This is a genomic window from Collinsella sp. AM31-2AC (assembly GCF_003469285.1).
GTDB classification, from domain to species: Bacteria; Actinomycetota; Coriobacteriia; order Coriobacteriales; family Coriobacteriaceae; genus Collinsella; species Collinsella aerofaciens_AT.
The window spans coordinates 40,619-64,899 of the sequence record NZ_QSJB01000008.1; the positions used below are offsets into that span (position 1 = coordinate 40,619).

21 protein-coding genes are annotated in these 24,281 nt (G+C 60.7%); 10 read left to right on the forward strand and 11 right to left on the reverse strand.

All coding sequences use genetic code 11. The annotated features are described in order from the left end of the window. The first annotated feature begins 156 nt into the window (after positions 1-156). On the forward strand, positions 157-951 hold the full coding sequence (locus DW796_RS05030; protein ID WP_006235286.1) for a Cof-type HAD-IIB family hydrolase: 795 nt from the start codon (positions 157-159) through the stop codon (positions 949-951). Positions 952-1,070: 119 nt separating this feature from the next. Here the strand turns inward: DW796_RS05030 and DW796_RS05035 are convergent, their stop codons facing one another. From DW796_RS05035 to DW796_RS05060, 6 genes are all read right to left on the reverse strand, one after another. Beyond that, positions 1,071-1,913: a Cof-type HAD-IIB family hydrolase gene (locus DW796_RS05035; protein ID WP_118094465.1), complete on the reverse strand. Its 843-nt coding sequence runs from the start codon at positions 1,911-1,913 to the stop codon at positions 1,071-1,073. An 87-nt stretch (positions 1,914-2,000) separates the two neighbouring features. Further along, the gene (locus DW796_RS05040) at positions 2,001-3,419 is read right to left on the reverse strand and encodes a citrate synthase (protein WP_118094466.1); all 1,419 of its coding nucleotides are present in this window, start codon (positions 3,417-3,419) and stop codon (positions 2,001-2,003) included. A gap of 77 nt (positions 3,420-3,496) precedes the next feature. Then, positions 3,497-3,784 carry an ACT domain-containing protein gene (locus tag DW796_RS05045; protein ID WP_006235289.1) on the reverse strand — a complete coding sequence of 96 codons (288 nt, stop codon included), beginning with the start codon at positions 3,782-3,784 and terminating at the stop codon, positions 3,497-3,499. 396 nt (positions 3,785-4,180) lie between these two features. Then, positions 4,181-4,888, reverse strand: coding sequence for a site-specific integrase (locus DW796_RS05050; RefSeq protein ID WP_255360342.1), 708 nt, complete (start codon positions 4,886-4,888; stop codon positions 4,181-4,183). Positions 4,889-4,906: 18 nt separating this feature from the next. Then, positions 4,907-5,158 carry a helix-turn-helix transcriptional regulator gene (locus DW796_RS05055; RefSeq protein ID WP_006235292.1) on the reverse strand — a complete coding sequence of 84 codons (252 nt, stop codon included), beginning with the start codon at positions 5,156-5,158 and terminating at the stop codon, positions 4,907-4,909. 9 nt (positions 5,159-5,167) lie between these two features. Beyond that, positions 5,168-5,680, reverse strand: a complete 513-nt coding sequence (locus DW796_RS05060) for a DUF2975 domain-containing protein (RefSeq protein ID WP_117758840.1) — start codon at positions 5,678-5,680, stop codon at positions 5,168-5,170. A 135-nt stretch (positions 5,681-5,815) separates the two neighbouring features. Between DW796_RS05060 and DW796_RS05065 the strand changes: the two genes are divergently transcribed. The 9 genes from DW796_RS05065 (at position 5,816) to DW796_RS05105 (ending at position 18,624) form a co-directional block, all read left to right on the forward strand. Continuing rightward, a complete protein-coding gene (locus DW796_RS05065) occupies positions 5,816-8,038 on the forward strand; it encodes a hypothetical protein (protein ID WP_118094467.1) in 2,223 nt (740 codons plus the stop codon). A gap of 5 nt (positions 8,039-8,043) precedes the next feature. Beyond that, on the forward strand, positions 8,044-8,784 hold the full coding sequence (locus tag DW796_RS05070; RefSeq protein ID WP_117769450.1) for an ATP-binding cassette domain-containing protein: 741 nt from the start codon (positions 8,044-8,046) through the stop codon (positions 8,782-8,784). 279 nt (positions 8,785-9,063) lie between these two features. Continuing rightward, positions 9,064-10,746: an ABC transporter ATP-binding protein gene (locus tag DW796_RS05075; protein WP_158567696.1), complete on the forward strand. Its 1,683-nt coding sequence runs from the start codon at positions 9,064-9,066 to the stop codon at positions 10,744-10,746. A 186-nt stretch (positions 10,747-10,932) separates the two neighbouring features. Further along, entirely contained in the window at positions 10,933-11,358 is a 426-nt protein-coding gene (gene rpmE / locus DW796_RS05080; protein ID WP_006235303.1) for a 50S ribosomal protein L31, read from the forward strand. A gap of 307 nt (positions 11,359-11,665) precedes the next feature. Beyond that, complete coding sequence (gene secA, locus DW796_RS05085; protein ID WP_118094469.1) at positions 11,666-14,473, forward strand: preprotein translocase subunit SecA; 2,808 nt, start codon at positions 11,666-11,668, stop codon at positions 14,471-14,473. Further along, complete coding sequence (gene prfB / locus DW796_RS05090) at positions 14,473-15,621, forward strand: peptide chain release factor 2 (protein ID WP_117583026.1); 1,149 nt, start codon at positions 14,473-14,475, stop codon at positions 15,619-15,621. The genes secA and prfB overlap by 1 nt, the downstream gene beginning before the upstream one ends. A 130-nt stretch (positions 15,622-15,751) precedes the next feature. After that, positions 15,752-16,642: a YitT family protein gene (locus DW796_RS05095; protein WP_118094470.1), complete on the forward strand. Its 891-nt coding sequence runs from the start codon at positions 15,752-15,754 to the stop codon at positions 16,640-16,642. Positions 16,643-16,850: 208 nt separating this feature from the next. Beyond that, a complete protein-coding gene (locus DW796_RS05100; protein WP_099432020.1) occupies positions 16,851-17,681 on the forward strand; it encodes a transketolase in 831 nt (276 codons plus the stop codon). A gap of 1 nt (position 17,682) precedes the next feature. Continuing rightward, positions 17,683-18,624, forward strand: a complete 942-nt coding sequence (locus tag DW796_RS05105; RefSeq protein ID WP_089572234.1) for a transketolase family protein — start codon at positions 17,683-17,685, stop codon at positions 18,622-18,624. A 428-nt stretch (positions 18,625-19,052) separates the two neighbouring features. Here the strand turns inward: DW796_RS05105 and DW796_RS05110 are convergent, their stop codons facing one another. The 5 genes from DW796_RS05110 to DW796_RS05130 all read right to left on the reverse strand — a co-directional run bounded on the left by DW796_RS05110 (position 19,053) and on the right by DW796_RS05130 (position 24,077). Continuing rightward, positions 19,053-20,306 carry a hypothetical protein gene (locus DW796_RS05110; RefSeq protein WP_118094471.1) on the reverse strand — a complete coding sequence of 418 codons (1,254 nt, stop codon included), beginning with the start codon at positions 20,304-20,306 and terminating at the stop codon, positions 19,053-19,055. After that, on the reverse strand, positions 20,299-21,246 hold the full coding sequence (locus tag DW796_RS05115; RefSeq protein WP_118094472.1) for an ABC transporter ATP-binding protein: 948 nt from the start codon (positions 21,244-21,246) through the stop codon (positions 20,299-20,301). The genes DW796_RS05110 and DW796_RS05115 overlap by 8 nt, the downstream gene beginning before the upstream one ends. A 48-nt stretch (positions 21,247-21,294) precedes the next feature. Then, complete coding sequence (locus DW796_RS05120) at positions 21,295-22,080, reverse strand: hypothetical protein (RefSeq protein WP_118094473.1); 786 nt, start codon at positions 22,078-22,080, stop codon at positions 21,295-21,297. Then, on the reverse strand, positions 22,073-22,609 hold the full coding sequence (locus DW796_RS05125; protein ID WP_118094474.1) for an RNA polymerase sigma factor: 537 nt from the start codon (positions 22,607-22,609) through the stop codon (positions 22,073-22,075). Before DW796_RS05125 ends, DW796_RS05120 begins: the two co-directional genes overlap by 8 nt. Positions 22,610-23,147: 538 nt before the next feature. Further along, positions 23,148-24,077 (reverse strand): Abi family protein, encoded by a 930-nt coding sequence (locus DW796_RS05130; protein WP_118094475.1) that lies wholly within the window; start codon positions 24,075-24,077, stop codon positions 23,148-23,150. Positions 24,078-24,281: the final 204 nt, after the last annotated feature.

Below are 24,281 nucleotides of genomic sequence, written 5' to 3' on the forward strand. Positions count from 1 at the left end.
GTGTCTCCTGACGCCGCGACCGTGGGCTCTCTGGCGCGTGAGCTATTTGCCAGGTCTATGTAACGTTTATGACTGCGGGGTCTTATTTGAGCTCCCTTTGGGTACGTTGGAATCGGATACACGTTCGATTCCAACAAGCCCGAAGGGAGCTTTTCTATGTTTAAACTGATTGCATCCGATATGGACGGCACGTTGCTTGACGAAAACGGCCAGGTGCCTCCCGAGACCTACGAACTGATTCTGGCGCTACACGAGCATGGCGTGCATTTCGCCGCATCGTCAGGTCGTCGCTACGATCGCCTGTGCGAGTTCTTTGCGCCCGTTCGCGACAAGATGGACTTTGTCGCCGCTAACGGCGCCCAAGTCTACGCCGACGGTAAGATGGTAGACCGTGAGGTGTATTCCCACCTGGCGATTCGAAGGCTCGCCCAAGCCGTCAGGACGTTTCCCAATCTGCATCTTGCGCTCTTTGACCGAACCAAGTCCTTCCTGCTCGATGACGAGTGCAAGTTCGTGCGTGAGGTCGATAAGGACCTTCCCAATGCCGAGCGTATTTGGGAGCTGCCCGATCCCAGCGTAAATATCATCAAAGCGAGTATCTTTTGCGACGACAGTGCGGTTATGGACAGTGCGTACGTGCTACAGCGCGAACTTGGTCAGCTCTTTACTTTTGCGCCTTCGGGCAACGCGTGGATCGATGCCATGCAGCCCGGTGTGTCGAAGGCCTCGGGTATCGCGCAGCTCGCGGAGCATTACGGCATTGGTCGCGACGAGGTCATGGCGTTTGGCGACTCGATGAACGACTACGAGATCATTCGCTTTGTCGGCACGGGCTGCGCGATGGAAAACGCGCGCCCCGCGCTTAAGGCGGTGGCCGATCGCGTGGTGGGTTGTAACCGCGACCACGCCGTCCAGCAGGAGCTCCGTCGCGTGCTGGAGAGTCTCTCCTAATCCGGCAGATGGGGACGTTCCTTTTCTGCCGACAGTGGGGGGACAGTCCTTGCAGCTTTTTGCGAAGAGTGTCCCCAGTGACTAGTCGTTTAAGAACGTCCCCAATGACTGACCAATGACTAGGCGAGGGCGGCCATGATGGTGCGGGCGACGCCGTCGTGGTCGTTGTCGTATTCGGTGATGGCGTCGGCGGCCTCGCGATCTTCGGGCTCGGCGTTGATCATGGCCATGCCATGGCCCGCTGCCTGCAGCATGGGGATGTCGTTGATGTTGTCGCCGAACGCCCAGGCGTCGGCGAGACGCTCGCCCAGATGCTCACACAGCCACGTGAGGGCCGTTCCCTTGGTGGCGCCTTCGCCCATAACCTCGATATTCATGGCGTACGAACGCGTGACCTCAATGCCTCCGAGCGTGTCGAGCGCCGCCGCGATGGCGTCGCGATCGGCGGGGTCGTGCCAGTACATAGCGATGCGTTCGAGCGTCTCGACCTCGTCGATCTTGCTGTCGATATTCATGTCGATCGGCGTTCGTGTGCGCTTGAGCGAAGCCGCGATGTGGGGGTCGCCGCCACAGAACTCATCCAGGCGCGTGTAGAGCGAGCGGGGGAGGAAGCACTGCCCATCCGCGAAGATATCGAAGGTCACATCGTGGCCGGCGGCAATGCGATGGATGCGGTGGGCAATGCCACGGTCGAGCGGACGGCTCAAGATGCACGTGGCGCGCGAGGCGTCGGTGGGCGTATCCTCGTCGAGCTGCCAGACGCTGGCGCCGTTGGCACAGACCGCGTAATGCACGGCGGGATGGGCGAGAATGGGCTCAAAGATGCCCGACAGTGGACGTCCCGTGCAGGGAACAAACTCGATGCCACGACGTGCGAGCTCGTCGAGCATCGCCCAGGTGGCATCGCTCATCTGCTTATCGCTTGTCAGCAGCGTTCCATCCATATCGGAAAACACAATCATTCGATGCAGCCCTTTCTACTGGCATAAAAAGCGTGGCCGAGGGCGGTGATGCCCTGGCCACGCTCGGGTTCTATAACGGTCCGCGTCCTAGCGGTCGGCGAGCGGCTTGTACTCCAGCGGCTCGATCACCGGACGGTATGCCGGGCGGATGATGCGGTGCGCGCAGAAGAGCTCTTCCATGCGGTGCGCCGACCAGCCTGCCATGCGTGCGACGGCGAACAGTGGCGTAAAGAGCGTCTCGGGCACGCCGAGCATCTTGTAGATAAAGCCTGTATACAGGTCGATGTTGGCACAGATGGGCTTGGTCATGCCGTGGTCGCGCATCACCTGCGGCGCTAGGCGCTCAATGCGCTCGATGAGCGCGAACTCTTCGCCCAGGTCCTTCTTGGCGGCCAGCGTGCGCGCGTAGTGGCGGCAGACCTCGGCGCGCGGATCGCTGAGCGTGTAGACGGCATGTCCCATACCGTAGATGAGACCCGTGCCGTCGAAGGCCTGCTTGTCGAGGATCTTGCCCAGGTAAGCTGCGACCTCGTCCTCGTCCTCCCAGTTGGAGACATGCGCGCGGATGTCCTCGTGCATAGACACGACCTTGGCATTGGCACCACCGTGGCGCGGGCCCTTGAGCGAGCCGATAGCCGCGGCGTAGGCGGAATACGGGTCGGTGGCCGAGGAGGACAGCACGCGGCAGGCAAACGTGGAGTTGTTGCCGCCACCGTGCTCGGCATGCAGCATGAGCATCACGTCGAGCAGCATGGCTTCGTCGCGGGTGAATGCCATGCCGCCGCGCAACACCTGCAGGATAGTCTCGGCGGTGGAGAGGCCGGGTGTGGGGTGCGGTACATGAACCTCGGAGCCGCGGCGCTTGGCGACCGAGGCCATATGCGCGAAGGCGGCGATGCGGGGGAGACGGGCGAGCATGGAGATGGCGACGTCGATTTCGTGCTCGGGTGTAATGGCGTCGGGCTCGGCGTCGAAGGCGTAGAGCAGCAGCACGGCGCGCTGAAGCACATTCATGATGCTCGACGACACCGTGGTCATGGGGAACTCGCGGACGTATTCGTCGCTCAGGTGCCTAAAAGCACCCAGACGTTCGCAAAAACCGTCAAGCTCTTCCTTGGTGGGCAGAGAGCCCGTAATGAGCAGATAAGCGACCTCTTCGTAGCCGTAGCGATTCTCGGCCTGGGCGTTGTTGACCAGATCCTCGATGCTGTAGCCACGAAGCGTGAGTTTGCCCTGATCGGGCACGACCTTACCGTCGACCTTGTTGTAGCCATGCACATCCGAGATGCGAGTGAGGCCCGCGACCACGCCCGAACCGTCTGCATTGCGCAGGCCGCGCTTGACATTGTGCTCGACAAACAGGTCCTCGTCATAAGGGTCGGTCGGCAGGCCGTGGTAGAGGTTTTCGCTTTCGGGCGAAATCTGACGGCTCGCCTCGTAATCCAGAACCAGGCGGCTCAAGTGGTCATCGAAGCGGTAATAGATTTTCTTGGCGTCGTAGGCCATGCGCGCTCCTCTCCGGGCCGCATCGGGGTGACTTGCATGGGCATGCGCGCGTCAGGCTATCCCCAGCGGCTTGCTCGCTACAGGCGGTACATAAAGTTGAAGACGTCCTCGCGCTGGATGGACACGTTGACGCCCGAAAGCTCGCCGGCCTCGGCCAGCGCCTTCTGCAGCTCGGCGAAGTCGAGCTTGGACTCGGCGGTATCGGCCAGCATGGTCATGGTGAAGATGTCCTCGATAATGGACTGCGTGATGTCGCGGATGTCGACGTTGGCCTCGCCTAGGACACGGGTGACGCCGGCGACGATGCCGGGGCGGTTCTTGCCAAGGACGGTGATGACGATACGGGAGGACGAGATCTCGGCCATGGGAAACCCTTTCGCGTGATTGCGGCGCGCGCGGGGCGCTCCGCTACGGTACAGTGTTCATCATTGTACCTGTCTGGCGCAAAAAAGGCGCGCTCGCTGCGGCGTTACATGCCTGCAACATGAGCGTAAGGGGGAAGGCCGCACGGGGAAGAGCCGTCTGGCGCGTGTCCGGCTCGTGTTGGGTTGATTTCCGATCTCAGCCGAACACATTGAGCGGACAGGCCGTTCCCGCAGTCAGCCGAACGCCTCCGACGGCTGATTCCGAACTGGAAGCGGAGGGCATCCCCGCCCTTCGGTAGGGGATACCGCTCCGCGGCGCATGCCGCGGGCGGCGCCCCTGTCGGACCACCGTGACCTCAGTTGGGATGGGCCCAGCACTGCCGCGTACTCGGTGAGCTAGAGCCAACTGTTCGTCTTCACGTCGCGTATGGCGATATTTCGGTCGTCCGGCTCGGTGATGCCGTAGCCGAACGCCTGGAGCGTCTCGATGGACTCCTGGATCCTCTGTTGGAACATGGGACCCGGATCGACCCTCGGCCCGAGGTGCCCGCGCCAAAGGCACGGCGTGGCGCGCAGCATGTTATGGATTTTGGAGATGGGCTCGATGTCGGCGTAGACGTTGAGCGTCGCCATGGCGTCCTTGTGGCCGAGGATCGATTGGAGCGCCTTGATATCGCCGCCTTGGCGGATCCACTGCGTTGCGAACGTGTGGCGAAGGCCGTGGAACGTGATCAGCTCGTCGTTGGTGCCCATGAGGCCGTTGGTCTCCGAGAACGTCTTGAACGCCCTGCGGATATAGCTTGTCGTCGCGAAGGTCGCGCCCGGCTCCGACAGGATGTAGCAGTCCCCGATCTCGACCGCCCCGGTAAGGCCGCGCAAGCGCAGCTTTCCGCAGTCGATCTCGTGGGTCTCCTTCAGGAAGGGGAGTAGGCCGACCGGGTCGATGGGGATACCCCTGGCGTCATGGGTCTTGGTGTCCTTGATGAACGAACCCATTCCCTTCGCGTACGCCACCGAGTGTCTGATCGAGATCAGGCCCGTCTCGAAATCCACATCGCACCACCGAAGGCCGCAGACCTCGCCGATTCGCATCCCCGTGTGCAGGGCGAGTACGACCGCCCTCTAATCCTCGGCGGACCAATCGAGTCCGAACTCCTTTCGGGCATCCTCTTCGCTCATGACTTCGAGAAGGTCTCCGGGTTGGCAACGAAGGGCGAGGCATAGCTGCTCGAGTGTGTTGAAGCGAATGCCGCGAATATGCCCTTTTTTAATACGGGACAGGTTCACGGGCGTGGTTCCAATCCTTTCGGCAAGTTCGTTCGAGGAAATCTTTCGCTCGGCCATGATCTTGTCGAGGCGAACAATTACGGGCATGGCGTTTCCTTACGCAATCTCGTCGGAGTCGAGGTACAGCTCTCGGGCGTACAAGAAGAGCTGGGAAAGCATGAACAGGACGATGCCGAGAACCAGAGAGGTCCAATCGAATGATGAAGCGATCTCTTGGGCGCCGACGGCCCCCTCGCCGCCAAACATCGAAACGGAGGTTTTGAGTGAGCCGGCGTAGAGGCTGGTGGCAGCTTGAACAACGAAGAGAATGCCGAGCACCTTCAAGCATGTCGCAGACCCTTTCTTGAAGGGGTCTCCGCTCTTGATCGTCCACACGAGAACGGCGCTGAGGATGGTCGTAGCGATACCGATGACGGCAGGGATCAATGTCGAGATCGCAAGGGCTGGATACGCGGGGGAGTCTGCAATTACAGGGTTGTCGAGCACTTCGATTGCTGGCTTTAAGGAGAACGCCACTTGTGCGATGGCGGTGGCGCAAAGGGTCGCAGAGGCTATCGCACATGCGATGCGGAAGGAATGAAGCCGGGGAGTGCGATTGTCGGAACTCATAATAACCTCCGAAGAATTTAAAAAACTCAGGTTACTTTTTAACAGTTTATGTTAAATTGACTTTGCCGGCAAGTAATAAGGGCCGAGCATTTTGTTCGGCCCCTCTGTTCCGACTGGATGAGGTTAAGGTTGGCGATGAATATGCTCAAAATCTCGAAGGCAATCTTTAGGTCGCTCCTCTCCTCCAGGTCACTCTGTGTTGCCGTTGTTGCGTTGATGGTTCTTTGTGCTCTGCCCGTCTTCAGGAGCGCGGCTGGCATCGACGGACGGGTTGAATACCTCGAGTCGGGAATAACCCGTGTTGAGCAGGAATTGTCAGCATCCTATGCGGATGCGCTTGTGAATGCGGGGGAGGAGGGCGTCTATACCTCTTCATCAAGCATGCCCGCGCTTCTGTACCCTCTTGCCGCGGGGCGTCTTGTCTTGGCGCCGCTCTCTCCTCTGCTTCCGTTTCTGCAGGTATCGGATGGAGCGTACTCCTTTTATGACGGATCGAAGGAGTACTTGCTATGGGCCGCAACGGCCGTTGCCGTCTCGTTCCTTGCCGCGCGTCTTAACAAACGTGAAAAACTCATCATCCAGGCACCGATGGGTGAGCTGGGCAGGCTTGTTGCATCGAGCGTATGGGCGAGTGTTTTTGCGATGCTTGCCGTCTTCGCCGTCAATCTTCCAGGGATAATCGCCGCACTTGTGAAGAATGGCCCGGGCTCGCCGTTCTATCCGATAGGCTACGTTCAATATGCGACTCCGGTTATCAAACCGGCTTGGCTGGTGTTCGCACAGACGGCCATCTTGCAATTCTTGGTGGCGGCGTTCATCTCGCTCGTCGTTCACCTTGCCGTGAAGATTGCCAATAACCCTACGCTTGGAATCGTGTTCGTATGTGCCCTGATGGGGGCGACGATGGTTCCCGGGTATTACGGAAGATCCATCGCTTTACGTGAGTTCGCCCTGTTGAATCCCCTTACGTATGCGAACACTGAGTTGACCGTCGGCGCCTATAGCCCGTACCCGACAACGCAGATAGTGAATCTGCCTGGACTTTGCTTCGAGCGTGGCGCGATTACCCTCGTATGCGCAATCGGGATCGAGGTGCTGGCAATTAGCCTGCTTTGCGTTGCTGGAAAGAGCGGCTGCGCGCGCCCGATGTCCCCGATTTGTCTTGAGAGAGGTTCCTTCGCTGCATCGAGAACGGCAACTCGTTCGAGCGCTTGTGCCTCCGCCGTTGCATACGTAAGAACGATGGGGAAACTGCTCCTGCGTTCTCCTGCCCTCGCCGTATGCGCGATTGCAATGTCGACGACGATGCTGGCCCCGGCTCTGGTCGAGATGTTTCCTGACGCTGATAACGTTTCCGCTGTTCGGTATAGGGATGGGGAGCTCCGTTCAATAGATCGGTATCTAGAGCAGAACGCTGCGAATATGGACGTCGAGGGCAAAGCGGCCCTGGAAGACATGCGGGATGCTCTTTCGGGTTTCGTGTACGCGCCTATGCCTGCGGAGGGGTTTCGAAGCCTTGCGACGTACGAGCGCGCTCGAGGTGAGCTGGGCGCGGCAGATGCGACTCTCCTGCAATCGATCGGAATCGAGCCGGAGACTCCTTCTCGTGCGGAGGCGCGCGCCCTTCTGCTTGAGTCGATCGCGAGCTTGCCGGACCCCAAGGTTTACGAGTTAAGTACGAAGATGCCCCCATTAATCCTCCTTTCGTATCTCCAGGCAGCGCTTCCCTCCTTATTTTTGCTGTTGCCCGTGGTTGTCACATCGCTCGCGTGCACCCACCTGCAGTGTCGTTCCCTTCTGGTTCTCCAGATCCCCGCAACAGCGCATGTGCGTTTTCTGACGGCTGTTGCGCTGGCTCTCCTGCTTGGCTTGGTGCTGCTTTTGGTGTCGATGGTTCCCGCTGTCGTTGTGTCCGTGATTAAGAACGGTGCGGGTGGATCGGAGTATCCCGTCGCTCTCATTCGGGCGGGAGCTTCGACAACGTCCATGGTGGGGGAGGCGGTGTTGTGCAGTATTCCGTTGCTGGTCATGGCATACGGCGTGATTTCCGTCGTCGCTGCGTTGACAGCAGCGATTAGCCGCAACCCCGTTGTCACCGGAATGGTTTGCGCGGTTCTCTTGGTGTTGGGTTCGTTGAGCGCTCATGTTGAAAGCGTGGGCATGGGCGTCGCGCTGCTGGCTCCATTCGCCTCGTTTGATCCCGCTTCCCAGGTGGGGACGATTGGGTTCCTTGGGCGAGGGACGAACGCGATGCCTTTTGGAGAGGTCGTCGGCGCATCGGGCGCTCTGCTGGTGGTCTTGGGCGCCGTATCTCCGTTGATGGTGCGCCTGAGTGTTCCAAAGATCGAAAGGGGATGATCTCGATGATTGACCTTCAAACGCTGACGATCTCTTATGGAAAGAAGGTGCTCGTAGATTCGGTGAACGCTGAGTTTGCCCCGGGTACGGTCTACGGTCTCGTCGCTCCGAACGGGCATGGAAAGACGACGTTGCTGCGTGCGATGGCAGGTTTGCCGGGTCCTCGCGTGGACGGGAGCATCGTTCTGGATGAGGTGCAGGGTACGGGTGCGAGAGAGGTCCGTTCTATGATCTTCTATGCACCTGGTGAGGGGACGCTGCTGTATCCCGGATTGCGTGCGGAAGATCACCTCAAGATGGTTTGCGATATGTGGCCGCATGCTCGCGATATCGAAGAGATAGTGGAACAAACGCAGATAGGCGAGTTCGCGAAGATGAGGATCCGCACTCTGAGCCAGGGCATGAAGCAGCAGCTTACCCTGGCGATTGCGTATGCGACGGGCGCGCGGTACCTTCTATTAGATGAGCCCATGAACGCGCTCGACCCCAGCAGGGTGGACTTGCATTCCGAGATTCTCAGGAAGCTGGCCGATTCTGGTACGTGCATCATCATGTCATCCCACATCTTGGATTCGGTCGATAGGCTGTGCGATGAGATTCTGTTTTTGAAGGATGGGAGGCTCATTAGAAGCATTCCGCAAGATGATGCTGCGCCGAAGTCTCCTGGATCCCATTTCGCAAAGCCTGCCGGACGCGCCGAGGGTGCGCTAAGCACGTATCGGCGACTCTACGAAAAGGGCGGGTAGAAATGCAAGTTAATAATCTATGTGGTCAATATAATACCGTTGAACCAGCGTATCGATACCGCTCAGCCATTCGCCTCGCCCCCATCGCACGCATCTTCATTCGGTCTGTTACTTTTAATCTAACGATTCTTTGAGGAACGTAGGTGCTTCTAAATGTACTGTCGACTTCTTCTCAAACTGATCCTAAGAGACAGGGCCGTATGGATTTGTACGCTCGTTCTCGCCGCGGCCTTCTCCATCCCCATTGCGTTCAATTCACCCATCTACGGGCCCTTCTTTATGAAGCAGGGCATGCAGGGCTTTGTCGACGCATTCAATACGCGCGCGCCCCAGGCCAGCGGCACAGACCTATCTCCAGAGCAGCAAGTCGACGCGGAGCTTGCAAGATACGCGAACGCCGCCCTTGCCGCTCAAACCGACGCCGCCTTTCTCGATTCTGCCGAGAGCTACTACGCGCTCATGGGCGAAGGCTTCCAATCCGGATCCATCGTGGGAGACCGAGAGACCAATGACGCGGAGCTCGCATATTGCCGTGCCCTGAGCAGCTCCGGCATCACGGATATCCCGGCCTCCGCAAGCGATCTGCCATTCCTTTCCTTCCTGCCTTACGCCATTGCCATGGTGCCGTCTTTCCTTCCCTTCATTCCCTTCCTTCTCTCGTCGATACTCCTGCTCGGGGCCACAAGGCCCGGGACCCTGGCGGCGAAGGCGCCCGCGCCCAAATTCCGGCGCCTTATCCGGATCGTGTTTTCGATAATCGTCGCGGGGACCGCGATGCTCCTCGCCGGCCTCGCACCCGGGGGCATTTACGCCTTGGCCCTAAACGGCTTCGGGCAAATTGGGTACCCGATCGCCTTCTTCCATGACGGCGCGCTTACCACCACGACCGCGGGAAACGTCTTCACAGCCCTGCTTCTCGCGCTGCTTGCGGGCGGAACCTTGATATCCGTTTGCTCCGCCGTCATATCGACCGCAACGAGGCGCGTCCTCGCGGGCCCCCTCACCTCCGCGCTGCTTGTCGCGGCCCCGGCATTCCCGCTACTGTCCGATTCGGCACTAGGGCATAATGCCGCGCTCAATCTCCTGCCGCTGGCCGTATTCTCGCCTATCGAGGCAACGGGCTACGTAGGATGCTTCCCGACAGAATTCATCGGCTCCGGTTCAGGCAGCGCATCGATGCTTGCCGTGGCCCTGGCATACGTCGCGGTCTTTCTTGCGGTCGGCGCCGTTGCGACACGTTCGCCCAAACAGCCTGGACCCGCGAAAAAGCACCATGGGCTCGAGCTTCTAGACGCGAGCGTGGGATACGGAAGCACGACGATACTTTCAATCGGGTCGCTTTTCCTGAGCCCGGGAACGGCGGCGGGCCTCGTTGCTCCCAACGGCTCGGGGAAAACCACCCTTCTTGAAGCGCTGTCGGGCCAATTTCCCACCCGCATCCGCTCGGGAAGCCTGGCGGCAGACGGAATCAGCCAACGTCAATCAGCCGAATTTGCAGAACTCGTCTACCTGAGCTCTTCAGACGGCACGGATCTTTACCCCACGCTATCAGCCCTCGAGCACCTTGCTTTCGTTGGGGAGGCGTGGAAATCGGCCGCCGACATCGACTCGCTCTGCAGCTCCCTCGGAATCTCCCCATATCTCGACAAGCCGACCCGTAAACTCTCGACAGGAATGAAGCAGCAGGTAAAGCTTGCCATGGCGATATCGACCGATTGCCCGTACCTCATCCTCGATGAACCGCTGAACGGCCTCGATCCGGGAAAGCGGAAAACCTCCTGCGACGCGATGCGCAGCGAGGTGGCGCGGGGACGAAGCGTGCTCATTTCAAGCCATCTGCTCGACGACCTGGCAGACCTCACCAACTCGTTCTACTTCATCGAGGCCGGCACGCTCGTGGAAAAGATCAAGTCGTCCTCGCAGACGCTCAAGCAGGAATATCTCGATATATACGAGGGATGAATGTGGGGGAGTGTTCGGATGAAGTTGATATTTAAGGTCCAGCTCGTGTTGTGCCGAAAAGACCGTGAACCTTTTGTGGGACACGCGGCGCCGTGGTACCATAGCCGAGTTTGTTGTCTTGGTCGGAAACCAAGACGCCTTATGCGCTGATCGGTAACCAGCGCCTGACCAATAAGGAGTCCTACCATGAAGCAGGGTATCCATCCCCAGTATGTCGAGTGCACGGTGACGTGCTCCTGCGGCAACACCTTCAAGACGCACGCTACCGTGTCCGAGATGAAGGTTGAGCTTTGCAACGAGTGCCATCCGTTCTACACCGGCCAGCAGAAGTTCGTCGACACCGGTGGACGCGTCCAGCGCTTCGCCGACAAGTTCGGTGGCGCCGCTGCCGCCCAGCTCAAGAAGGCCGAGGAGGCCAAGGCTGCCAAGGCTGCCAAGGCTGCTGAGGCCGAGGCCGCTCGCAAGGCCGCCGCTGAGGCTAAGGCTGCCGAGAAGGCCAAGCGTGCTGCTAAGTTTGCCGAGGAGGCTGCCAAGCAGGCCGCCGAGGCTCCCGCAGAGGCTCCCGTCGAGGAGGCCGCTGCCGAGGCCGAGACCACCGAGGCTGCTGAGTAAATAGCTCGCCGAGGAATCGCTCGCATTCATGGCATAAGGGCCGTGCATCCGTTTGGGTGCGCGGCCCTTTTCTTTTTATTGGTGCAAGCTAACCTGTCCCCGTGGCACCAAATGGCAGAGAGACGGCGTTTGCTCAGATAAAACTTGCCAAAATAAACCTGTCCCATTGTGGCAGGTTGGTCATAGTTATTACGTGGCGGTCGAGGTCGACCGTATAGGCCGCGCCTTGTTTGGCTAAAGTACAATCATCTGTGTTTAACTCGCCCGCAGCTGCACGGCGTGGGCGATGGCCAAAAAGGAAAACCACATGGGATTCATGTCAAAGCTGCTGTCCTTTGGATCCGATAAGGACCTGAAGCGCTACTACAAGATCGTCGACGAGATCAACGGTCTTGAGCCCCAGTTTGAGAAGATGACCGAGGAGGAGCTCCGCGCCCAGACCGATAAGTTCCGCGAGCGATACGCCAACGGCGAGTCGCTCGACGATATGCTCCCCGAGGCTTTTGCCACCGTGCGCGAGGCTTCAAAGCGCATCACGGGCATGCGTCACTTTGATGTACAGCTTATCGGCGCCATGGCGCTTCACGAGGGCCACATTGCCGAGATGAAGACCGGCGAGGGCAAGACCCTGGTCTCCACCTTGGCCGGCTACCTCAACGCTATCGCTGGCAAGGGCGTGCATGTCGTTACTGTCAACGATTACCTGGCAAAGCGCGACTCCGAGTGGATGGGCCGCATCTACAAGTACCTGGGAATGACCGTCGGTCTGCTCCAGAACAACATGCCGCTCGAACTCAAGCGCCCGGCCTACCAGGCAGACGTCACCTACGGCACCAACTCCGAGTTCGGTTTCGACTACCTGCGCGACAACATGGTCACCCGCCCCGAGCAGCGCGTACAGCGCGGCCACCATTACGCCATCGTCGACGAGGTCGACTCCATCTTGATCGATGAGGCTCGCACCCCGCTGATTATCTCGGGCGCCGGCACCAAGTCCGCCAGCACCTATAAGGACTTCGCGCGCGCCGTGCGCGGCCTGGAGCGCGGTGAGGACGTGTCGCACGACATGCTCACCGCCACCGAGGACGTCGAGCCCACGGGCGACTACGTCATGGACGAGGCCAAGCACACCATCGCCGCCACCGAGCGCGGCCTTAAGAAGATCGAGCGCCGCCTGGGCATCGATGACATCTATGCCGACCTCTCGGGCCAGCTGGTCAACCACCTGCAGCAGGCGCTGAAGGCCCAGTACATGTTCCACCGCGACAAGCAATACGTGGTCACCAACGGCGAGGTCAAAATCGTCGACGAGTTCACCGGCCGCATCATGGAAGGCCGCCGCTACTCCGAGGGCCTGCATCAGGCCATCGAGGCCAAAGAGGGCGTGCTCGTGCGCGAGGAGAACCAGACGCTGGCTACCATCACCCTGCAGAACTACTTCCGTCTGTATGACAAGCTCTCCGGCATGACCGGTACGGCACTCACCGAGGACGCCGAGTTCCGCGAGATCTACAAGCTGCCCGTCGAGGTCATCCCCTCCAACAAGCCCGTTCAGCGTGTCGACCACGAGGACCTGGTGTACCGCACCATCCAGGCCAAGTACAACGCCGTTGCCGACGACGTCGAGCGACGTCACGCCAAGGGCCAGCCGGTCCTGGTGGGCACCGTCTCCATCGAAAGCTCCGAGAAGCTGTCGGCCGCCCTTACCAAGCGCGGTATCGCGCACGAGGTCCTCAACGCTAAGCATCACGAGCGCGAGGCTCATATCGTTGCCCAGGCCGGACGCTACGGCGCCGTGACCATCGCTACTAACATGGCCGGTCGTGGTACCGACATCCTGCTGGGTGGCAATCCCGACGAGCTGGTGCGCGAGCGCCTTGAGTACGAGGGCCTGACCATGGAGGACGTGACGCCCGAGCAGCTCGAGCAGTTTAACGCTGAGGCCAAGGAGACCTGCAAGGCCGAACGCGAGCGCGTGCTTGCCGCCGGCGGCCTGACCGTCATCGGCACCGAGCGCCATGAGTCCCGTCGTATCGACAACCAGCTGCGTGGCCGCTCCGGTCGTCAGGGCGATCCGGGCGAGACTCAGTTCTACCTGTCGCTCGAGGACGACCTCATGCGCCTGTTCGGCGGCGACAAGATGGACCGCGTTTCCAAGATGATGGTTACCGCCGACATGGGCGACGACATGCCCATCCAGCACAAGATCATCTCCAAGGCCGTCGAGAACGCCCAGCACAAGGTCGAGAGCATCAACTTCTCCATGCGCAAGAGCGTTCTTGAGTACGACGACGTCATGAACAAGCAGCGCCAGGTCATCTACGCCGAGCGCAACAAGATTCTGGACGGCAAGGACCTGACCGATCACATCACCGAGGTCATGCACGATACCGTGTACCGCTGTGTTCAGGAGTTCTGCACCAAGGACAGCCACGATGGCGAGCGCGATCTCGAGGGCCTGCGCAAGTGGGTCGTGGAGCTCACCGGGCATATCGACACGCCCAAGTTCCCCGACGAGGACTTCGAGGCCCTGGCTGCCGATGTCCTGGCCTACGTTGAGAAGTGCTACAACATGAAGGCCGAGCGCCTGGGTGAGGACCTCATGCGCGAGCTCAACACCCAGGTCATGCTGCGCGTCATCGATACCCGCTGGATGAACTACCTGCAGGAGATGGACTACCTCAAGACCGGTATCGGACTGCGCGGCTTTGGCCAGCGCGACCCGCTGGTCGAGTACAAGACTGAGGCTTATGGTGCCTTCCAGATGCTCGTTGACACCATGTACGAGGATTACCTGCGCACCGTTCTGCGCATCGAGATCAAGGCCGCCCCGCAGGCCGTGGAGCACAAGGAGGACCCCGCGCTCGAGGGTGCGCGCTTCTCCGGCCCCGCCGACGTCGATGGCGACAACGGCAGCTCGGTGCTGCGCAAGCAGGCACAGGTTCAGGCCCGCACGGCCGTCCAGGGAGGCCCGGCTGCTGTCAACAACGGCGGCAAGGTGACCACCTACCGCAAGTCCGAGAGCGATGACCCTTATGTCAACGTGGGCCGCAACGACCTTTGCCCCTGCGGCAGCGGCAAGAAGTTCAAGTACTGCCACGGCAGGAATCGTTAATGGCCGAGGCTTTAGAGGTAACGCCCGCCGAGCTGGACGCGTTTGCGGACCGGCTCGGCGAGGTCGAGTCGTATCTTCATTTGGACGAGAAGCGCACGCGCGTGACCGAGCTCGAGGCAAAAAGCGTGGCCCCCGGCTTTTGGGATGACGCCGACGCCGCTCGCGCCACCATGGAGGAGATCGCTCGCGCCAAGGAAGATATCGCTGCCGTGGATACCGCGCGCGGCGAGCTATCTGACGCCCGCGCGGCGCTGGAGCTTGCCGAGGAGATGGGCGACGACCCCGATGCCGCCGCATTGCGCGAGGAGGCTGCCGCTACGGCAGAACGCCTGGCCCGCGCTATCGACGAGCTCGAGCTTTCGAGCTGGTTTACCGGTGAGTTCGATCACGGCGACGCGATTGTGACCATCAAGCCCGGACAGGGTGGCCTGGAGGCACAGGACTGGACCTTCATGCTCTTTAAGATGTACATGAAGTACTGCCAGCGTCGCGGCTGGAAGGTCACCATTAACGACTGCCCCGCGGCTGAGGTCATCGGCATCGACCGTGCGACCTTTACCGTCGAGGGCAAGGACGCGTTTGGCATGCTGCGCGCCGAGGCCGGCGTTCACCGCCTGGTACGCATCAGCCCCACCGATGATAAGAAGCGCCGCCAGACCACGTTTGCCGGCGTCGAGGTCATTCCCGTGTTGCCTGACGATATCGACATCGAGATCAGTCCCGACGATATCCGCGTGGACGTGTATCACGCGAGCGGTCCGGGCGGCCAGGGCGTCAACACCACCGACTCTGCCGTACGCGTGACGCATTTTCCCAGCGGCATCGTTGTCACTTGCCAAAACGAGCGCAGCCAGATTCAAAACAAGGCCGCGTGCATGCAGATTCTCAAGGCCCGTCTGTACGAGATCGAGCTCGAGAAGCGCGCCGAGGCCCTGGATGAGATTCGCGGGCCCAAGACCACGATCGGTTTTGGCAACCAGATTCGCAGCTACGTGCTCTACCCGTATCAGATGGTCAAGGACCTGCGCACGGGCGTGGAGACCAGCAACGTCGAGGCCGTTCTCGACGATGGCGATCTGGATCCGTTTGTGATCGGCTACCATCGTTGGGCAACCGGCAACGCCGATGCGGAAGCATCGTCTGCCTAGGCACATGATTGGCTCCGGGTCGATGCAAACACTTCGCAGGGGTGGTATTTGCCCGGTGAATCGGTAGAATCGAATACAGTAAGAAGTTCAAAGCGCACTCGTTTGGGTGCGCTTTTTTGAGGGAGGCAGCATGGCATATCGTCTGGACATCAAGCGCATTCTTTCGCTGAACTTCTTTCATGACTTGCCCAAGATCATGTTTGGCTGCGCCCTGGCAGCTATCGCGACGGACCTGTTTTTGATTCCCAACGGTCTTGCTGCCGGCGGCGTTACGGGTCTCGCCACGATTATCCAGGCGGTCGGCGCCTCGCATGGCATCTCGCTGCCTGTCGGTATTCAAACCATCGTGATGAATGCCTTGCTGCTGCTGGTCGTTATGCGCGAGGGTGGCATGTTCTACGTGATACAGACGGCGACGGGCTTTGTGCTGCTGGGCTTTTTCACCGACCTGTTCGCTCCGTTTGTGGCGCCGCTGGCACATGCCGACCTGATGCTGCCCGCTATGTGGGGCGGCATTATCACGGGCATTGGCTACGGCATGGTGCTACGCGCCGGTGCCAACACTGGCGGCTCTGACACCATCGGTCAGATTATCTCGCGCAATACGTCACTACCGGTGGGCTCCACCGTCATGGCGATCGACGTTGCCGTGTGCGCGCTGTCGGCCCCGGTCTTCTCGGTCGAAAACGCGCTGTATGCGGGCCTTTCGATGGTCATTAGCGGCTACGTGATCGATGCCGTGGTCGACGGCGGCAACAGGCGCCGTATGGTACTCGTCATCTCGGACAAGTTTCCCGATATTGCGGCCGACATCATGTATGGCCTGGGTCGCGGCTGCACCAAGTTTAAGGCGACCGGCATGTACTCGGGCGCCGAGAAGCCGGTGATCATGGTCATTGTGAGCCGCCGCGAGCTCAACACCCTCAAAACGATCGTGCGCGAGCGCGATCCTCACGCCATTGTGACGGTCGCCGACGTTACGGAAACCTTCGGTGAGGGATTCAAGGACATTAACGCGTAGGGCCGACTGCGTTCCATCCAAAAGACGTTCACATTGATAAACCGTTTCATCAGCGGTTCTGCCTGCTCAATTGTTCAAATAATGATAAATACTCTGGTAAAGCTTCCAGTTTCCAGCATAATGAATGACGTACGTGCATCGCGGCTGTGTTGGGACTACCTTTCCGTGCCGTGCGCATCTTGTCTTAAGAGGATGAAAGGAAGGCACAATGAGCGACGAAGAGCTCAAAAAGGTTGCCAACGAGGTAAGGAAGGGCATCGTCACCGGCGTGCACGCTGCCAAGTCCGGCCATCCGGGCGGTTCGCTCGGCGCTGCCGACATCATGACCTATCTGTACTTTGAGGAAATGAACGTCGACCCGGCCGACCCCCGCAAGGCCGACCGCGATCGCTTCGTGCTTTCCAAGGGTCATTGCGCGCCTGGTCTGTACGCCGTGCTCGCCGAGCGCGGATTCTTCCCCAAGGAGGATCTCGAGACGCTGCGCCACATCGGCAGCCACCTGCAAGGTCACCCCAACATGAACGACACCCCGGGCGTCGATATGTCCACCGGTTCGCTCGGCCAGGGCATCTCCGCCGCCGTGGGCATGGCCGTTGCCGCCAAGCACTGGGGCGACGACTATCGCACCTACGCCCTGCTGGGCGACGGCGAGAGCGAGGAGGGCCAGGTTTGGGAGGCCGCCATGTTTGCCGGCAACCAGCAGCTCGATAACCTCTGCGTGATCGTCGACCACAATGGCCTGCAGATCGACGGCCCCGTCGAGGAGGTCAACGACCCCATGCCGCTCGCCGACAAGTTCCGCGCCTTCAAGTTCCACGTGGTGGAGCTCGCCGACGGCAACGATTTCGATCAGATCCGCGCCGCCTTTGCCGAGGCCCGCGCCACCAAGGGTCAGCCGACCGCCATCATCGCCGAGACCACCAAGGGCAAGGGCGTTTCCTTTATGGAGAACCAGGTGGGTTGGCACGGCAAGGCCCCCAACGATGAACAGTTTGAGCAGGCCATGGCAGAGCTCACGGCCGCCGGAGAGGAGCTCTAGGATGGCAGACGTCAAGAAAATCGCCACGCGCGTAAGCTACGGCGAGGCCCTCGTCGAGCTCGCCAACGAGCACGATGACTTTGTGGTCCTCGACGCCGACCTGGCCGCCGCCACGCAGACCGGCAAGTTTAAGGCAGCCTGCCCCGACCGCTTCTTCGATGTGGGCATTGCCGAGAGCAACCTGATGGGTGTTGCCGCCGGTATCGCGACCACCGGCCGCGTCGCCTTCGCGAGCACCTTTGCCATGTTTGCCGCTGGCCGCGCCTTTGAGCAGGTCCGCAACTCCATCGGCTATCCGCACCTTAACGTTAAGATCGGTGCCACGCACGCCGGTATCTCGGTGGGCGAGGACGGCGCCACGCACCAGTGCTGCGAGGATATCGCTCTCATGCGCGTCATCCCCGGCATGACCGTTATCGTTCCCGCCGACGACGTGGAGGCTCGTGCCGTGACGCGCGCCGCCTACGAGTGCGACGGCCCCGTATACATGCGCTTTGCCCGTCTGGCCTCGCCGGTCATCAACGACCCCGAGACCTACAAGTTCGAGGTAGGCAAGGGCATCGTCATGCGCGAGGGCACCGACGTCACCATCATCGCCTGCGGCCTAATGGTTGGCGAGGCCCTCGAGGCCGCCGAGCAGCTCGCTGCCGAGGGCATCGATGCCGAGGTCATCAACATGCACACCATCAAGCCCATCGATGCCGACCTGATCGTCAAGAGCGCCACCAAGACCGGCCACGTCGTGACCGTCGAGGAGCACTCCGTGATCGGTGGCCTGGGCAGCGCCGTTGCCGACGTTCTGTGTGAGCAGTGCCCGACGCCGCTCAAGAAGATTGGCGTCAACGACACCTTCGGCGAGTCCGGCCCGGGTGCCGAGCTCCTGCACAAGTACGGCCTGGACGCCGCCAACATCGTGGCGACCACCAAGGAGTTCTTGGCATAAGGCGGTCTGCTTTGGCCTTAACTTGAGAGCCGCTTTTCGCATTGGGTAACGAATAAGCCGGGGCGCCTTCCATGTGGAGGGCACCCCGGCTTTGTGTTTGAAGGCGGCGGGGAAAGAAGTTAGAGAGGTTTTACGGTCGGGCCAGGGCGCAGTTGCGCAACGTTCAGCCCTAAACCCTAACAGCCAGAGGCGAATCGGAGAGGATTTCGCCCTGACATACGTGAGTTTCCGCAGGTCAGAAAGAGGGAGTAAATTTCGGGGCTGGCACCCGCAGGCCAGGGCGTTGCGAGCTAAATCGGCGGCGCGATAACAAGAAGGCGGGATTAACTCCCGCCTTCAGACAATCCACCTTCGCCCAGATGGTACGCAATCACTCGAAGGTTCGCCGATTCATGCATTCTTGGCGGCAACGGCTCTGCTTGACATCATCAGGCAACCTGATGGCGTTTGAACGTCCTTATCGCGAGAACAATGCCCGCCGCGAAAAGCAGAAGGTAGAAAGCAGCGAGGAACACGGGGAGCTCGACCACGACAGGGCCTATGGCGTACGAGACCATGTCGAAGAGGTTCAAGGGGTTCAGTGCGTCGTAGGGGAACAGGTAGATGATGTGGTTCGCGATGCTGCTCGTCATCGTCGGCACGAAGATCGGAATCAAGATGAGAGCAACGCCGGCTGCGAGGATTCCCATGGGGCTGTCTACCTTGGCCGACAGCGCAAGCACTATCCCAAGGAGGGCGAGGGTTGCGAGATACCCGACGAGGCAGCATATGAGGGCGGCGGCTGACAGGCTTATGCCGTAGGTGCATGTGATGTTGCAGATCTGGATGGGTAGACCTGCGCCGTCGGCTCCGTAGAAGACGAGCGGTATTGCCAGGAAGACGAGTGTGAAGACCCAGTATATGGCGCTTGCCGCGATCACAGAGGCTGCCGCCTTCGCGCGCCCGAGCCTTGATTTGCCGAACTTGGTGGACAGCAGGATGGCGTCGGTTTTGGCCCGGTACTCCCCGTTGAACACCGATGCGCACGTTATCACGACTGCGAGCATCGCGAATATGAGGAACTGGGCGAGGTTGAGGAACTCCGCCCACCCTCCTGCGTATCCGTACTCGATGGGCGTGTGCACACCTTGCGCCTTCTCGCTCCAGAACGCCCTCTCCTCGTCGTTGTACGAGAGGGCCCCGTTCGCGTGGAGCTCGGAGACTATCTTCGAGCGGACTTGTCCGTAGAGGTCGACGGTGCCAGTCGTGTCGATAGTGGCTACCGCGGACACGGGCATCTGGTTGTCTTGCATCCAAGGGCTTGTCAGCAGCGCCATAAGGGAGCCGTTCTTCGCTCTGAACTCCCAGTACTCGTCCGCCTTTTCCCCGTAGGGCTTTCTGTCCATTCTGTACTCTTCCTTGACCTCGCCGTCCGGACCGACGAACTCCTTGAACTCGCGGAGCGCCTCGGTGGCCTTCTTGTCGGTGATGGGGCCTGCGAGCGCTTCCGCGTTTGCCTTTATCTGGGCGATGGCGGCAGTGCCCTCGAATTCGGTGCCCATCTCCTTGGGTTCGAGGGCGTACTGGGACGTTACGTAGAAGAAGGCTATGACCGCGACCAACACCAGGACGGCTGCTATAGAGACCTGCGAGACGCGCCTTGAGAGCATCTTCTTGAGCTCGTATCTGATGAGGCTACCCACGGTGCGCTCCTTTCCTGCGTGCGATTGCGTCCTGCCCCACTTCCGCTTTCGTTTGCGAAACCGGCAGGCACCCGGACTGCTCTTGGAAGAGGTAGAGGCAGACGTCCTCCAACGTCGGCTCCACGGCGCGCGCACTCGGATGCGGACGCTGCTGCGCCACCACGCGAACGATGGCAGAGCCGTCCTGGGCGTAGTGGATGTTGCCCACCGTGAGCGATGCCGACATGGCGTCTGCCTCCCTCGGAGCGACAGCGCACTCCCAGACGCATCCCCCGATGTCCCCCGTGATCTCTTCGACCGTGCCCGTCGTGATGATGCCGCCAGCGCGCATCACGAGAATCTCGTCGGCGATGTACTCCACGTCCGAGACGATGTGCGTGGAGAGGATGACGATCTTGTCTTGGGCGAGAGAGGATATGAGGTTGCGGAAGCGGACGCGCTCCTTGGGGTCGAGCCCCGCGGTGGGCTCGTCGAGCACGAGGACGGACGGGTCGTTGAGCACCGCCTGGGCGATGCCGAGCCGCTGCTTCATGCCGCCGGAGAAGGTCTTGACCTTCCGCTTTGCGGCCTCTGCGAGGCCGACAACGCCCAAGAGTTCGCGCGTGCGCACTTTCGCCTGCTGCGCGGTGAGCCCCTTGAGCGATGCCAGGTACATCATGAAGTCGCAAGCCGTGAAATCCGGGTAGTAGCCGAAGTCCTGGGGCAGGTACCCGAGGCGCGCCCGATAGCCGTCGCCAAGCTGGTCTATGGGGGTGCCCCCGAACAGCACGCTTCCCGATGTCGGCCTCATGACGTCGCATATCATGCGCATGAGCGTGGTCTTGCCCGCGCCGTTGGCCCCGAGTAGGCCGTAGACGCCGGGCGTGAAGCTGAAGCTCACGCGATCGACAGCGATATGGCTGCCGAACTGCTTGGTGAGCCTGTCGAGCCTGAGTTCCATGTTCGTTCCTTGTCCTTCGTTCGATGTTGCAGATAAGCAGGAGGAGAGCTAGAGCGCCGCCTTTGACAGGTGTGGCGAGAGGCCGCCCGAGACGCAGCGCATGAGCCTTGACGCCTCCAGGGCGGCGAGCGCCATGGAGGCCATGAGCGCCGCGACCCATACGGCGAGAGACGCACCCTCGTACCAGAGGGGGAACGTCGCGCTCAGCAGCCAGAGCGCCGCGAGTACGGACATCGCGGGAGCGACGCTGGCGACGAGCGAGTTGCCCGGCAGACGGCGCGCCGCATAGAAGCAGGTGGCACACGAGCAGAAGAACGGCGTGCATGCGTACAGCAGTACGCGAAGCGCGTCGATCCCCGCGAGCGCTGGCACTGCCGCAACGGCGAGCGTAATCCAAAGCACGTCGGCCAGGCCGAAAAGCAAAAGCCTGCTCGCCAGCACTTGCACGCAGCTGAACCGGCATGAGTACTCCATCTCGCAGACGCGGGTCTCGAAGCTCTTGAATACCGATGGTGCCGCTATGGCAACCGAGAGGGCCGATGCCGCCATGACGACGATGGGGCTTCCCGAGTGCGGGCCGATCTCACCGACGAGAACGAGCATGCATGCCAGAAGCGCGATCTGGAGCATCCATGCCCAGGGACGCACGAACCGAACCTGGCTCGCGACGAACCGCCAGAGCGGGATGTAACCCGCCTCCCTCGCGCCTCCGCAGGCGCGAGCCGCCTCTGCTTCCACGAGCAGCAAGGTGCGCTTGCGCGCCGAAGCGTCGGGGGATGCCGCGTCAGCGGCGTAGTAGCTCCTCAGCGCATCCTTTAGCTTCGAGTCATTCATGGCCTTCTCCCATCAGTTCCTTGAGCCTGCCGAGCGCGCGCCGCTCGATTCGATAGAGGGCGAACCTCGACTTCCCCGTCACGGCGGAGATGTCGGACATAGGCAGGTCCTGGCCGTAGCGCAGCTCGATGATCTCGCGCTCCTCTTCCGTAAGGCGGGCAAGGGCGTCTGCCATGATCAGCCGTCCGTCCATGTCCACATGCCGCGCGTCAGGAATTGCCGGCGCATCGTCCTCGTCCAAGGTGCCAACCGGTTTTTGGCCTCGGTAGAAGTCGGCACAGACGTTGCGCGCGCAGGTGTAGAGATACGCGAGGGGCTTTCCATGCTCGGCGTATAGCGCATCGCTCCGCACGAGTCGAAGGAACACCTCCTGAGTCACGTCTCGGGCATCCTCTTTCGAGGGGAGCCTTCGCGCGCAGTAGCGGTATACCTCGTCGTAGTGCTCCTCTGCGAAGCGCCCCACCAAAGAGTCGTTTTCGCGGCCTGGCGCGTCCGTCCTGCCGTTGCTGCCGTATGGAAAGCCTTGCATTCTCTTCCCTCACCTCCTATAGGGCATAACGTGGTTTGGCGCCGGGATGTGCGCGGAATTTTGAAATTTACGTCCCATGCAATGGGGGAAACCGCAGTCAGCGATGCTCGGTGAGTGGCGGATATGCGAGGGTGTGGCAGGCGGAAAGGGAGCTTATTCGCTTTCCCAAACCGCTCTGGTCATTTGAACGAGACGCGCCGGAGACCGTAACCGTCCCGAGTCATCTTCCCCGACTTGAGGTTCTCCTGTGCGTCCTGCCATGCCTTGATGGCAGCGTCAAGCTTCTGGGCTCCCTTTGCCTTCGGGTCGATGCGCAGAGCGCCAGACGGGCTCATCGAGGAAATCGGCCTGCTATACGTCGGCGTCACGCGCGCTCGAAAGGCGGTATATGCCTCCGCCTCGATGCAGTGCAGGACAAAATCGGGGGACTATCAGGCCACCTGTCCCTCTTGTCTAATATCTATTCCGAGTATTGCACCTGTGGGCTGGGCGGTGATGGATGCGGAGAGCTGACTTCTGGTGCTACGAGACGTGTCCGCTATGGCCGTGAGAGCCGGTCAGCCGTCTTGTCCATGACCTCGCTGAGCATGGCCAGGCCGTTCTTCAGCTCGCCCTGCTTGGAGAAGTAGTCCCTGTGCGCCATGAATCGTCTGCGCAGGGCTCGGAGCTGCCCGGCGGCGTCCCCTCTTGCGTTCTCGCTCTTGGCTATGTGCATGTAGCAGAGGGCGAGGGCGGTGAAGTCGTGGACGATGGGCGCTCTCTTAGTGAGTGACACGAGCTCGCGGTCGATCCCCAGCTCCTCGACCGCCATGTGTCCAGGGTCTCCGTACTTCTCGATGAGCCCGCGGGTGTATGAGGACCCTCCCAGCCCGGCGAGACTCCTCTCGGTGTGCTCGGGGTCTATCCCGTCGAGCGAATCCGATGCAAGGTGCAGAATGGAGGCTAGAGCGGAGATGACGGTCTCGGCGTCCTGGGCGGCCAGGTCTCCGGACAGGCCCATGACCGTCGGGGCTTTCGACCGAACAGAGTCGAGATCGACCCTCTTCTCGAGTACCCTGACCTTTCTCTCGCGCTCGGAATTGAAGAAGGACGCCATGAGCTCGTAGGGATCGTCTCCCTCGTCCATGATCATCTTGTTGAGCTCGACCTTCATGTAGTGCTCGATGTCGAGTGTGAGGGAGAGGACTGTCTCGCGAAGGTGGTGGTCGAGCCTCGTGAGCTCGGCGAGGTGGGCGAAGTCGAGGTTGATGTAGGAGCCGAAGTGCTCCGAGTCGGGGTTGGTGTAGCGGGAGAAGCACTTCGCGAACGCCTTCACCTTGAAGAAGAAGTTGCTCTCTCGCAGGAACCGCTCGGCCTCCCGCTCGTCTGTCAGCTCGAAGCGGACCCCTCGGTCCTTGAGGTGGCGGACTTGCTGGGCGGCGCCGATGAGTGGCCGTTCCCTTGTTGTGGCGGTGCCGGAATCTCCCATATCGGCTCCAAAAGATAAGAAAAATGCGGCTGAAGGTACAGGTACCCGCAGCCGCTAAAAGCCCTAGGGCTTTTCACAATGACTGAAGTATACCCGATTGAGGCGGACGGGGGAGGTGTTCGGATGAAGTTGATATTCAAGGGGGCCGACGGGATCCCTAAGCACGCCATGCTTCTTATGTGCAGCAAAGCTAATGCTGCTAAA